Below are 12,191 nucleotides of genomic sequence, written 5' to 3'. Positions count from 1 at the left end.
CAGGGAGAGGATCTAAAATGAAAAAGCTTTGGAAAAACTGTCATATCGCTACTATGCAGGATGGGAAATACAACAGTATTGAACATGCTGCTTTAGTGACATCTGGACATCGCATTCACTGGATTGGTCGTGAAAGTGATATTCCAAATGACAATTATGCTGAAACCATTAATTTAAATGGATCATGGCTAACGCCCGGTTTAATTGATTGTCATACCCATAGCGTATTCGGTGGCAATCGTAGTGTTGAGTTTGAGCAGCGTTTGCAAGGCGTTAGCTATGCTGAGATCGCGGCAAATGGCGGTGGTATTGCCAGTACTGTTCGTGCAACTCGTGAAGCGAGCGAAGATGAGTTACTTGCTTCAGCACTAAAACGTATTCGCTGTTTACTCAAAGATGGGGTTACCACCATCGAGATTAAATCGGGATACGGTTTGGACTATCTGAATGAACGTAAAATGTTGCGTGTGATTCGTCAAATTGCAAATATTTTGCCAATCACTGTACGCAGTACATGCTTAGCAGCGCACGCTTTACCTCCTGAATATAAAGATCAAAGTGATGCGTATGTTGATCATATTTGTACAGAAATGTTGCCAAAACTACATCAAGAAGGACTCGTGGATGCGGTCGATGCATTTTGTGAGTATTTAGCATTTTCACCTGCACAAGTTGAACGTATATTTAACACAGCACATGCACTCAATCTCCCAGTTAAATTGCATGCTGAACAACTGTCTTCTCTTGGTGGCTCTAGTCTTGCTGCTCGTTACCACGCATTGTCTGCAGATCATTTGGAATTTATGACTGAAGACGATGTCAAAGCAATGGCTGCTTCAGGAACCGTTGCAGTGTTACTACCCGGTGCATTCTATTTCTTGAGGGAAACACAACTTCCTCCACTAGAGAGTTTGCATAAACATGGTGTTCGTATTGCTTTGTCGAGCGACTTAAATCCTGGAACTTCTCCAGCATTGTCATTACGTTTGATGATGAACATGGGAAGTACCTTATTTCGCTTAACACCTGAACAAACATTGGCAGGGGTGACTCTTCATGCTGCACATGCTTTGGGACTACAAGATTCACATGGCAGTTTAGAAGTAGGCAAAGTTGCTGACTTTATTGCTTGGGAAATTGAACATCCATCTGAGATTGTGTACTGGCTAGGTGGAGATTTGCCTAAACGTATTATTCAGCATGGCAATGAAATTTGTGTGTAGTGCAAACAGTTTTAATTAGCGATATTTGATATGAATCATTCATTTACATGGCAAGGACGACATGATGGCGATGGTGAAGAACATCGACGTATCCATCATGTGGTAAATACCACACAACATGCTTCATTTGCCTTAATTGGTTTTGGTTCGGATGAAGGTGTAAAACGAAATAAAGGTCGTTTAGGCGCAGCGGATGCACCTGATATGATTCGAGCACAATTGGCAAATTTACCTGTACACCAATCTGTATCAATTGTTGATATTGGTACAGTCGTATGTGAGCAAGGTCAACTAGAAAAGGCACAAGCTGAGTTAGCAGATCAAGTTGAACGAAGTTTACAACAGGGAATGAAACCGATTGTTCTAGGTGGTGGTCATGAGGTTGCTTTTGGAAGTTTTTCAGGACTGTTCCAATACATCCAACATCATGAGCCGCAGCAAAAAATTGGAATCATTAATTTTGATGCACACTTTGATTTGCGTGAAGCAGAGCAGGTGACATCAGGTACACCATTTTTAAATGCTGCAAAATTATCAGAACAGAATCAAAAAGAATTTCATTATTTGTGCATCGGTGTCGCGAAGCATTCAAACACGAAAGCTTTGTTTGACACGGCAGATCGCCTGAACTGTCAATATATATACGATCAGCAACTTCAACTTTCAGAAATTGACCATTTGATATCGAAAATTAACGGTTTTATAGAAAAAATTGACGCGTTATACATTACAGTAGATCTGGATGTATTTAGTGCCAGCATTGCTCCCGGTGTGAGTGCACCTGCGGTCAAAGGAATTGATCTTTCGGTCTTTGATCCATTGTTTCAAGCCATAAAGAAATCTGGAAAAATTCGAGTTTTCGATGTGGCTGAATGCAATCCACGGTTTGATTTGGATAATCGAACAGCCAAATTAGCCGCTTATATTATTTTTAACTACATTTTTGACTGATGGCTTGGCGTGAGCTGACCCATCTATTTTCTTTTTATAAGGATAGACAATGTCTAATTTATCTTATATCTCTCAAAATAACGGTCCATGGTCAACTTACCTCGAACAAATCGATCGAGTTGCGCCTTACTTAGAGCATTTAAAAGATTACATCGACACATTGAAGCGCCCTAAACGTGCCTTGATTGTGGATGTGCCGATTGTAATGGATGATGGTACGATCCAGCACTTTGAAGGCTATCGTGTTCAACACAATTTATCACGTGGTCCAGGTAAAGGTGGTATTCGTTTTCATCCAGATGTTGACTTAAATGAAGTGATGGCACTCTCTGCGTGGATGACGATTAAAACTGCAGTTTTAAATCTTCCATTTGGTGGTGCTAAAGGTGGTGTACGTGTTGATCCGCGTAAACTTTCACCTCGTGAGTTAGAACGTTTGACACGTCGTTATACCAGTGAAATTAGTCACATCATTGGACCACAAAAAGATATCCCAGCACCTGATGTAGGTACAAACCCAAATGTCATGGGTTGGATCATGGATACATATTCATCTGGCCAAGGTCATACTGTGACAGGTGTTGTAACTGGTAAACCTGTACATTTAGGTGGTTCATTAGGTCGTATCAAAGCAACGGGTCGTGGTGTGTTTATCACAGGTCAACAAGTTGCTGAGAAGATCAAATTACCTTTAGATGGTGCGAAAATCGCAGTTCAAGGTTTTGGTAACGTAGGTAGTGAAGCAGCGTATTTATTCGTTGAGTCAAAATCTAAAGTCGTAACTATTCAAGACCATACAGGTACGATTTATAATCCAGAAGGTATTAACCTTGAAGAGTTAAAAGTTTATCTTCAAACAAATCAAGGTGTGGGCGGTTTTGCTGGTGCGCAAGCGATCAGTGATGAAGCATTCTGGGATGTGGAAATGGATATTTTGATTCCAGCAGCTTTAGAAGGTCAAATCACAGTTGAACGTGCACAAAAATTAACTGCGAAGTTGGTTTTAGAAGGTGCAAACGGACCAACATATCCTGAAGCCGATGATATTCTAGTTCAACGTGGTATCACGGTTGTCCCAGACGTTATCTGTAATGCGGGTGGTGTAACTGTTTCTTACTTTGAATGGGTTCAAGATATGTCGAGCTACTTCTGGTCAGAAGAAGAGATTAACGAACGTCTTGATAAACTGATGATTCAAGCAATCCATGATGTTTGGAATACTGCCAATGAGAAAGTATGTACGCTAAGAACCGCAGCATTTATTCTTGGTTGTGAGCGTATCTTAAAAGCACGTAAAGAGCGTGGTATTTTCCCGGGTTAATACGGGTGAAATAACAATAAGCGACCTTAAGACCATAGTTTTAAGGTCGCTTTTGTCTTAGAAGTTAATCTAAAAAGAAATCTTTTTGTAATTCTGTCTTTCCTTCAATACAAGCATAGCAGCCCAATTCAGTGATCCCAATTCTTGCAAGCGCTTGCTCATCAGTTAAACTTTGTCCTGTGAGTTCACCACGATTAGTCGTATAAATTGCATAAGCTGCATCTGCCATAATTTCTGGTTTGCGACTTAGTTGTAGAGTATTTTCTTCTCCTAGGTTTTTTGAAACAGCCGCAGTCGCAATATAAGTTTCTGGCCATAAGGTATTACAGGAAATTCCATATTGCCGAAACTCTTCTGCCATACCTAGCGTGAGGATAGTCATTCCATATTTAGATAGTGCATAGGGAGAAAGCATTCCTAACCATTTCGGTGACATATTGACTGGTGGAGACAAACTCAAAATATGTGGGTTTGAAGATTTTTTTAAGTAAGGTAGTGCTGCTTGGGCGCAGATAAATGTTGCTCTGTGATTAATAGTTTGAATCAAGTCATATTGTTTCAGTGAAGTTGACTCAACACCAGTGAGAGCGATTGCGCCTGCATTATTGATGAGCACATCTAATCCGCCGAGGGTTTCAACTGTTTGTTGGATAGCAGAATGAATTTGTTGCTCATCTCGTACATCTAAAATGAGAGGAAGTGCCTTACCACCTCCAGCTTTAATTTCTTCTGCAACACTGTATATCGTGCCTGATAATTTAGGTGTTTCGACAGCAGTCTTCGCAGCAATCACGACATTAGCACCTGCTTGGGCGGCCTTTATTGCAATTGCTCGACCAATACCACGACTTCCACCTGTGATAAAAACAGTTCTTCCTTGCATAGTTTTCATTGTAATTTCCTATTTCTAATTCATGTTAAAAATTAAGTTAAAGAATAAAAGGATGTGCAAATTTTTCAGGATTATACAACTGTCGTAGTTTGGCAATTTCGACAATTCGATGGTGCAATTGACGTTTAATTACGGCATAGGTCAGGCGATGTTTCTGTGACATATCTTCTGCAAATCGTAAAGTTTCAGTCTGTAAGGATTCAACAGAAAGTATCTGGCTCACTACTTGAGCTTGTAAACATTCAACGCCTGTCATCGATTTGCCTGTCAACGACATTTCCCAAGTTGCATATTGATTAGGTAGCAGTTGGACAATTTCTGCAATGATATCGGTAAAAGGAATGGTAAGTTTTATTTCAGGAAAACAGAATCGACCTTTATCTGACCGCATAAATCTAAAGTCACAAGCTGATGCTAAGATCGCACCGCCTGCATAAGCATTGCCATTGATTTCAGCAATGACAGGGAGATTCAATAATGCTAAGCGAAGTAACATATCTTCCAGTTGAATAGTAAATGCTTTTTTATCTTCGATAGATTGTTGCATCAACCACGCGAGATCTAAACCATTACAAAACGTTTTGTGATGATCACTTCGAATAATCAGGCTCGCGTTATTTTTATCGTTTTCAATTTCATCAAAAACCGAAATATATTCATCTAAAACGTCTTTGTTGAGCGCATTTTCCTGATCGCCGTTGATTAATGTCAGCACATAAATGGATTGTTGTTTATCGAGATGTAGGCTTGCCATTTAAGCAATTCCTCTAAGTTTATTCATTTATCTATGACTGATTATTCAGAATAAACTGCTCGCCCAATAGGGTAGACTATGCCATATTAATGATCATTTTAGGACACAGGATGTACTATGCGTGATCCTTTTGGGCTGTTTCAAGAAAACATTTCAGTTTCTTATGCCCATGTACTATTAGAAATTACTGAAGCCTATGGCATAGAGAATCAAACTGTTTTACATAATACTGGGTTGGTTCTATCAGCTATGAAACATGCTGTGCCAAAATGAGTGCTCATCAGTGGTCTAAGCTGGTGGTGAATGCATTACAACTCACAGGCAATCATCGCTTGGGTATTGAGTATGGACTCAAACTTCGTCCTACTTCACATGGGGCATTGGGCTTTGCATTTTTAAGTTGTGCTGATGTTGAAACTGCTTTGACACTCTGTCAGCAATATTTCTGTACTCGGATTCTGAACACCTGAATGGACTGTTGATCAGGATTTTGTCTATGTTTATTTAGATGATGTACATCCTGTTAGATTTGGTGATGAGCAACAATCAGCGCAATTACGATCTTTTCTAGTCGAATGTTTGATCTTTGGAGCAATTCATTTTTTAAGTTTATTTTCAAAAGAGCTGATTGAGCAGAGTGAAGTCTTTCTTGATTGGGAAGAAAGCAATGATTACCAGTGTATTGAGCTTTCAAAAGTTAAGATACATTTTAGTCAAAAAAGAAATGGGCTTCGTTTTCCTAAATTCTTCCTTAACTGCAAAAATAAAAATGCTGATCAAGTTTCTTTTCAGCAGGCACTTTTGTATTGTGAAAATGATAAAGGGCGGTTAGTTAAAGAAAATATAAGGGATTTACAGAAAAGTATCCGCTCTGAATTATTGTATAACTCAAGCAATGGTTATCCCACATTGCCCATGATTGCTGAACGTTTGAATATGTCTGAACGAACTCTAAAAAGACATTTACAGGCGCAAGGGACGACTTTCTTACAGATTCTAGCTGATGTACGATTTACGGAGGCTAAAAAAATGCTGCAACACAAACAATATAGCATCCAAGATATTGCAAGTATTGTTGGTTATGAAGAAGCGACCAATTTTATCCGTGCCTTTAAAAAGACATTTGGAGAAACACCAAGCCAATATCGAAAGCGTAGCTTAGCCAAATCTACTTAAATCGAGATTTCTTTATCAATAGCTAGAATAAATTGATCCACCGCATGTTGAATTTGCTCTGTCCATTCAAAAGAACAATTCATTCGAATAAAGTGTTGATGCGAGGGCAATACATTAAATAGCGGACTGGGTGCTATACCAATCTGTTGTTGAATCAGTTGTTCATAGATTTGCATGCTGCTGACTTTTTCAGGCAATTGAATCCAAAGAAAATAACCACTTGGATAATTATATACCTTGCAGTTTTCGGGTAAATGTTGTTTTAGGTATTGAAAAAATTGTTTTTTACTCTTTTCTAATGAGCGTCTGAGCGTTCTTAAATGCTTTTCATAATGATGATGGGTTAAAAAATCAACAAGGGCATTTTGTATGAGCGCATTCGCAGAAATCGTGCTCATCAGTTGTAAATGTTGAATGTGCTCTGAGAATTTACCTGCATAGACCCAGCCCATACGAAAACCAGAACCTAAAGTTTTCGAGAAAGAAGAGCAGTGCAATACCAAATTTTGTTGATCAAAATACTTCATTGGAAGTGGTTTCTGACTGCCATAAAACAATTCTTCATAGACATCATCTTCAATTAAATGAATTTGATGTTCATGCAAAAGTTGAGCAATTTTAAATTTGATTTCATCGCTGACTGTAAAGCCAATTGGATTGTGTGCATTGAGCATAAACCAGCAGACTTTGATTGGATACGTCTTAATTACTTGTTCAAAAGCTTCAATATCAAAACCATGCTGTGGATGCTCAGGAAGTGTAATGACTTTCAATCCTAAACGTTCGGCTGCCTGCCAAGCGCCATAAAAAATAGTTTGCTGCAATAAAATATAATCACCAGGTTGTGTGATCGCTTGCAAAGACAGATTGAGTGCTTCCAAGCCTCCAGATGTGATAACAATATCATCCGCATCGGTTGGAATACCTTGCATACAATAACGTTGGGCGATCAGTTTCCGAAGTTCCAAATTCCCAGGTGGAAGATTGGTGGTTTGGTCGTAACTATGTCGGTTACGGGAGAGTTGTCCCATGATTTGAATCAGCTTGGGTGGATAGAGCAACTGACTATCAGGAAATGCCGAACCTAGCGGACTGACATGTTTAGATTGGATCGATTTTAGATATTTAAATACTAGAGAGTTAATTTCAATTTTGGGATTCAATGCAACAATTGAGTGTGTTTGTGGAATTTGGGTCGATACTTGCTCAGCAACAAAATAACCAGATTTTTCTTTTGAATAAATTAATCCTTGTGCCTCTAATTCTTGGTAAGCATTCATCACAGTGATCAAGCTAAAACCTGAACGTTGTACTTGCTCACGTAGAGATGGAAGTTTGCTATGTGCCTTCCAAGTGCCATTTTCGATCAGTAATTTTAGATTGTGTGCTAACTGTTCAGACTTATACATGAAGTTTGCAGCCCTAATGATATCTGCTTTTATTTTAAAGAAAATCTATCAGGATTTTATAACAGATTTAGTCTAACCGAATCATCTGTTATATTTTTTTAAGCATGCTCTGTAGCTATTCAATACTTTAAGTAACGCTCAAAATAAAACCATGAACGATTAAAACTCCAAACACAAAATTTGAGTTTATTTGGTTCTAAAGAATGTTTCGATTTGACAGGGCGTATTCGATGTTTGTGACCAAAGAACTTAATGCGATGACAGCAGTTTTTGAAGACAGTATGCCTTCATCACTGATTAAGGAAGAATTACAACTTGAATATGTGAATCTTGAAGCGACTTTATTAAGAGCAAAAGTCTTAAGAAATTTTGCTAAAGAGAAAGTGACTTACATTGTGCAAACTCAAATTTATGAGAATGACCAAAATTTAGCATATTTATTTGCGCCGTTTGTGCTTGCCAATTTAAATCAGCCTGTGATTTATACCACGCTCAATTCATCTTCGGTTTTAAAGATATTAAATCAATATTATCAGGCAGAAAAAAGAGTGAAGTTGAATGTCATAGATTTGCTGCAAAGTCTGAAAGTTTATGTAGATGTTGTAGATCAACCCAAAAACCAAGAGGACTTTCTATTTAGAAACTTGGTTAAAGCACTCTGTCGATCAGATATTTCGCAAATTTTTCTGATCACATCATCAGCGATGAATCATCACCAACTTCAACAGTTGCAGGATTTCTTAAGTGTAAAGATTAGTGTCATTCAGACAGTATGTGAAGAAAGTATTGTAAAGGATGAAATGTTAAATACTCGGAAATTGTTGTTTAAAAACAAAGATGATTTCCATCGAAATATTTGTACATTGTTTTCATCTTTAAACGCAAAACTTATTGCACAAATAAGTCAACTTAGTGAAGTACAGGCAGCTCATCTTATTGAAGACATGTTTTATTCGGAACATATTTTTGAAAAATTATCAGTCTATGCCGAATACATGCAGACCCATATCCAAAATGGATCAAGTTATAAAACTTTATCCATGATTTAAAGATTTTAGAACCGAATACTTGTATTTAAATAGGAGTAGACAATATGTCTCAGCAACAATCTAAGTTTCCATACATAACAGTTGGTATCAGTATTTTACTTGGTTGCTTATTTTTAGTTTTCTTCTTCCTTGCGGTCAGTAATCAACCAGATTATATGCCTTCACAACAGAAGCAGAATATTCAAAAGATTCAACCAGCACATTCATCAACTGAATGAACTTAGAATGCTAAATCACTTATATTTTCAAACTTACTGCTGACGTTGTGTCCAACAGTAAGCTTTTTTTAGACGAATTATGAATATCGGCGAGGAGACTTGCCTGTCCATCTTTTGAATGCGGGCGAAAAATTAGTGATGTTGGTATAGCCTAAATGATCTGAAATGTAGTTTAAGCTTAGATTATGATTTCTTAACAACATGACTGCTTTGTTGCAGCGGACTTGCTCCACAATATCTCTAAAGTTCGTTTGTTCATCTGCGAGTTTTCTTTGCATGGTACGTTCTGAAATTTGAAGTTTCTCACAGATCTCCGTGATTGAGCTGATTCCTAAGACTTCATCGTAAACCAAGTCTTGAACAAGACTGCTAAAGGTTGAGTGTTTAATTAAATGCGTAATTGAGTTTTGCATTGTTCTCGCATTAGACGAGCCGTGATTGGATCAGCAGTTGGTAGTGGAATCTCTAAAATTTGTTTGTTAAAAACCAGTCGGGTTGAAGATTGATTAAATCGAACCTCTCCTGGCAACAAGTGTAAGAGTTCATCAAAATACTCTGGACGCTCAAATTGCTCATCAGCAAAGCCTGTTAGTTTATGACCTGATATTGCTTGCCCCATTTGTACGAAACCAAGTAATAAAGCAGTTTGAATCACCTCATCGTATTGATATGGTGTGGTTTGTTCAAAATATAGATACGCAAACTCATCATCAGTGTTTAATTTAATTTTATGTATGGTTGACTGTAGCGCAATAAACTCTTGAGCTATTTTTAAGGCATCATGCACATCTTGAGCTGCCAGTGCTGCAAAACCGATAAGTCCATGGCAGGTCACAGTCATCTGCATACCTAAATAAAAACCGAAAGCAAATGGCTGAGCTTTTGTGAGCAATAACGCTCGATCAATAATATGAATTGTCTGATCAAAATCAGCATGCCACATAGGTTCCAATAGCTTCGCTTGTTCAATCCCTGTGCCATTTAATAATTCTTCTTTTGTGACATTCCAACGCGTCACAACATCCGCAATCAATGCGATGTATGTTCCAGGTACAGTGTTTCTGTATTTGGTTGTGATTTGCATGAAGTGCCCATGTGTGTCGGGAAATGATAATAAGTTGACATATTCTGAACTATTGTCACAAGTTTTTTCTAGGAAAAATAGCAGTCTCTTGGTTAGAGGGTGAAAAGTGATGGCGCATTTAGATACAGTTCAAAAACAAAGCAGTAGAAAACCACTTGGCGCTCAGGTCAATATTCCACCACGACGTATGGATTTTGATTTTTCTAAAGCACCGATCAATGGTTATGCCAATGATGCTTATATGACAACTTTTTGGGCTGCATTTTCTGCACTATTTCCAAAAGGAGAATCTTTTTTCGTTGAGTCAGTACGACATTATCGCAACCAAGTACAAGGCGATATTTTTAAAGCTCAAATTGCAGGGTTCATTGGTCAAGAAGCTATGCATAGTAAAGAGCATGTTTCATTTAATAAGTTCTTTGCTGCACAAGGCTATCCAATGGATCATTTGGACCGAGATGTAGGAAATTTATTGTCCTTAATACAAGAATACGCTCCACATCGACTGCAATTAGCGATCACCGTTTGTTTAGAGCATTACACGGCTATCATTGCTGAATATTGTTTGAAAGCCGACCATATGCATCGCTTGGCTGATCCAGAAATTTTAAAAATATGGTTGTGGCATGCCTTAGAAGAAAATGAACACAAAACAGTGGCTTTTGATGTGTATCAACAAATTGGAGGGCACTATCTTGAGCGCAGCCTAATGATGATTCCAACGACCGTCACTTTGGCATTCATGTTCTTGTGGTTTCATGGACGTTTATTGGCTCATGACAAACGATTATTTTCGATTACCAAAAATTGGCGTGGTATTAAGCATTTTTGGGGACGTGGCGGTATGTTTCAGGGAATCGTTCCACAATTATTAGATTTCTTTAAACCTAATTTTCATCCAAGTCAGCATGACACTGATCAGTTGTTGAATGAGTGGAGAGAAAAGTTATTTGGTGAGTACGGAATTTTAAAAAATGAAATGAATTCCGCAAACAATAAAAAGTTAATGAATTAACTGAAATTCAATAGGAAATAAAATGAGAAAAGGATTTCTATTGATTGCCTTGATGTTGGGCTTTCAATCAGTACAAGCAAAGATAGATATTTGTGTGTTTGATTTGCAGGGTAAAGCAGGAGAATCATATAAAACCGTCGAGGAGTGGGCTTTGGCAGCCAAAGCCTGGAAAGTGGATATGAATCTCATCCCTTATCAAGATGAAGCCAAAGCGCAAAATGATTTTGATGCTGGGAAATGTGATGGTGTTTCCATGACCTCCATGCGAGCACGTAAATATAATAAATTCGCAGGTTCGATCGATGCGCTGGGTGCCGTGCCAAATAATTCGATTGCTAAAAAAGCAATTACTTATGTACTTGATCCTCGTAATAAAAATCGCCTAGTTACAGAAATGGATGGCGATAAGTATGAGGTTGCGGTGATTGTCCAAATTGGACTGGCTTATGTTTTTGTACGGGATAGAAATATTGATACGATCGAAAAGGGTAAAGGGAAAAAGTTTGCTTACTTACATTATGATCAAGCACAAAAGATGATTGTAGAGCGTTTGCAATTGGTTGGTGTGCCATCTGAAATTTCAGACTTTGCAAAAAAGTTTAATCAAAATCAAGTCGATGTGATTGCTGCACCTGCTTATGCATATAAACCTTTAGAAATTGAAAAAGGTATTAGTGCAAATGGGGCGATGTTTAACTTCCCCGTGGTCAATTTAACGGGTGATATTATTATTCGACCGAACAAATTCCCTCAAGGCTTTGGGCTCAAATCACGAGCTTGGGCAACTCAACAGTTGAATAAGAATTTTACGAATATTGCTCGTTTGGAGTCGGAAATACCGACAAAATATAAACGTAGCTTATCAGTTGATGATAAACGCCGTTATCAGCAAATGTTGCGCGATGGACGCATCGAACTGACTAAATTAGGCGTATATGACCGTACGATGATGAGTGTACTAAAGCGTGCTCGTTGTACGGTGGAACGTACAAATTTCGAATGTTCTTTGAGTGGGGAATAATTACAACTACTAATTATTCATGAGGTAGCTGATAGTCTCTAGAGGATTCAAGAGTAATAAGAATTTTTGAATCTACAT

10 protein-coding genes and 2 pseudogenes are annotated in these 12,191 nt (G+C 38.1%); 8 read left to right on the top strand and 4 right to left on the bottom strand.

Annotated elements, in window-relative coordinates; genetic code table 11:
• Positions 1 to 17 precede the first annotated feature (17 nt).
• Genes hutI through ACSC97_RS03580 form a run of 3 tightly spaced genes read left to right on the top strand, consistent with a single transcriptional unit; the run spans position 18 to position 3,495 of the window.
• A complete protein-coding gene (hutI, locus tag ACSC97_RS03590; RefSeq protein ID WP_436659352.1) occupies positions 18 to 1,223 on the top strand; it encodes an imidazolonepropionase in 1,206 nt (401 codons plus the stop codon).
• Between the two features lie 30 nt (positions 1,224 to 1,253).
• On the top strand, positions 1,254 to 2,174 hold the full coding sequence (gene hutG / locus ACSC97_RS03585; RefSeq protein ID WP_099948495.1) for a formimidoylglutamase: 921 nt from the start codon (positions 1,254 to 1,256) through the stop codon (positions 2,172 to 2,174).
• 49 nt (positions 2,175 to 2,223) lie between these two features.
• The gene (locus tag ACSC97_RS03580; protein WP_436659349.1) at positions 2,224 to 3,495 is read left to right on the top strand and encodes a Glu/Leu/Phe/Val family dehydrogenase; all 1,272 of its coding nucleotides are present in this window, start codon (positions 2,224 to 2,226) and stop codon (positions 3,493 to 3,495) included.
• A 64-nt stretch (positions 3,496 to 3,559) separates the two neighbouring features.
• Here the strand turns inward: ACSC97_RS03580 and ACSC97_RS03575 are convergent, their stop codons facing one another.
• Entirely contained in the window at positions 3,560 to 4,387 is an 828-nt protein-coding gene (locus ACSC97_RS03575) for an SDR family oxidoreductase (RefSeq protein WP_436659347.1), read from the bottom strand.
• Positions 4,388 to 4,424: 37 nt separating this feature from the next.
• The gene (locus ACSC97_RS03570) at positions 4,425 to 5,141 is read right to left on the bottom strand and encodes an enoyl-CoA hydratase/isomerase family protein (RefSeq protein WP_436659345.1); all 717 of its coding nucleotides are present in this window, start codon (positions 5,139 to 5,141) and stop codon (positions 4,425 to 4,427) included.
• Positions 5,142 to 5,258: 117 nt separating this feature from the next.
• Between ACSC97_RS03570 and ACSC97_RS03565 the strand changes: the two are divergent.
• A pseudogene (locus tag ACSC97_RS03565) lies at positions 5,259 to 6,317 on the top strand (helix-turn-helix domain-containing protein).
• On the opposite strand, the gene ACSC97_RS03560 reads toward ACSC97_RS03565, so the two are convergent.
• Complete coding sequence (locus ACSC97_RS03560; protein ID WP_436659343.1) at positions 6,314 to 7,726, bottom strand: PLP-dependent aminotransferase family protein; 1,413 nt, start codon at positions 7,724 to 7,726, stop codon at positions 6,314 to 6,316. The pseudogene ACSC97_RS03565 and the gene ACSC97_RS03560 overlap by 4 nt on opposite strands.
• 230 nt (positions 7,727 to 7,956) lie before the next feature.
• Between ACSC97_RS03560 and ACSC97_RS03555 the strand changes: the two genes are divergently transcribed.
• Together ACSC97_RS03555 and ACSC97_RS03550 are read left to right on the top strand one after the other, a co-directional pair.
• Positions 7,957 to 8,775, top strand: coding sequence for a hypothetical protein (locus ACSC97_RS03555; RefSeq protein WP_436659341.1), 819 nt, complete (start codon positions 7,957 to 7,959; stop codon positions 8,773 to 8,775).
• Positions 8,776 to 8,819: 44 nt separating this feature from the next.
• Positions 8,820 to 8,993, top strand: coding sequence for a cbb3-type cytochrome oxidase assembly protein (locus ACSC97_RS03550; RefSeq protein ID WP_164978084.1), 174 nt, complete (start codon positions 8,820 to 8,822; stop codon positions 8,991 to 8,993).
• A 77-nt stretch (positions 8,994 to 9,070) separates the two neighbouring features.
• On the opposite strand, the pseudogene ACSC97_RS03545 reads toward ACSC97_RS03550, so the two are convergent.
• Positions 9,071 to 10,077 (bottom strand): annotated as a pseudogene (locus ACSC97_RS03545) (AraC family transcriptional regulator ligand-binding domain-containing protein).
• Positions 10,078 to 10,186: 109 nt separating this feature from the next.
• Here ACSC97_RS03545 and ACSC97_RS03540 point away from each other — a divergent pair.
• Positions 10,187 to 11,092 carry a metal-dependent hydrolase gene (locus tag ACSC97_RS03540; protein WP_436659339.1) on the top strand — a complete coding sequence of 302 codons (906 nt, stop codon included), beginning with the start codon at positions 10,187 to 10,189 and terminating at the stop codon, positions 11,090 to 11,092.
• Between the two features lie 22 nt (positions 11,093 to 11,114).
• Complete coding sequence (locus tag ACSC97_RS03535; protein WP_336949282.1) at positions 11,115 to 12,113, top strand: putative solute-binding protein; 999 nt, start codon at positions 11,115 to 11,117, stop codon at positions 12,111 to 12,113.
• Positions 12,114 to 12,191: the final 78 nt, after the last annotated feature.

Source organism: Acinetobacter sp. P1(2025) (assembly GCF_051390655.1).
GTDB classification, from domain to species: Bacteria; Pseudomonadota; Gammaproteobacteria; order Pseudomonadales; family Moraxellaceae; genus Acinetobacter; species Acinetobacter junii.
This window is presented reverse-complemented; position numbering and strand designations above follow the sequence as displayed.

Coding starts and splice junctions, on each gene's coding strand:
- ACSC97_RS03535 (WP_336949282.1), top strand. CDS start 11,115: ATGAGAAAAGGATTTCTATTGATTGCCTTGATGTTGGGCTTTCAATCA.
- ACSC97_RS03540 (WP_436659339.1), top strand. CDS start 10,187: ATGGCGCATTTAGATACAGTTCAAAAACAAAGCAGTAGAAAACCACTT.
- hutG (WP_099948495.1), top strand. CDS start 1,254: ATGAATCATTCATTTACATGGCAAGGACGACATGATGGCGATGGTGAA.
- hutI (WP_436659352.1), top strand. CDS start 18: ATGAAAAAGCTTTGGAAAAACTGTCATATCGCTACTATGCAGGATGGG.
- ACSC97_RS03580 (WP_436659349.1), top strand. CDS start 2,224: ATGTCTAATTTATCTTATATCTCTCAAAATAACGGTCCATGGTCAACT.
- ACSC97_RS03560 (WP_436659343.1), bottom strand. CDS start 7,726: ATGTATAAGTCTGAACAGTTAGCACACAATCTAAAATTACTGATCGAA.
- ACSC97_RS03555 (WP_436659341.1), top strand. CDS start 7,957: ATGTTTGTGACCAAAGAACTTAATGCGATGACAGCAGTTTTTGAAGAC.
- ACSC97_RS03550 (WP_164978084.1), top strand. CDS start 8,820: ATGTCTCAGCAACAATCTAAGTTTCCATACATAACAGTTGGTATCAGT.
- ACSC97_RS03575 (WP_436659347.1), bottom strand. CDS start 4,387: ATGAAAACTATGCAAGGAAGAACTGTTTTTATCACAGGTGGAAGTCGT.
- ACSC97_RS03570 (WP_436659345.1), bottom strand. CDS start 5,141: ATGGCAAGCCTACATCTCGATAAACAACAATCCATTTATGTGCTGACA.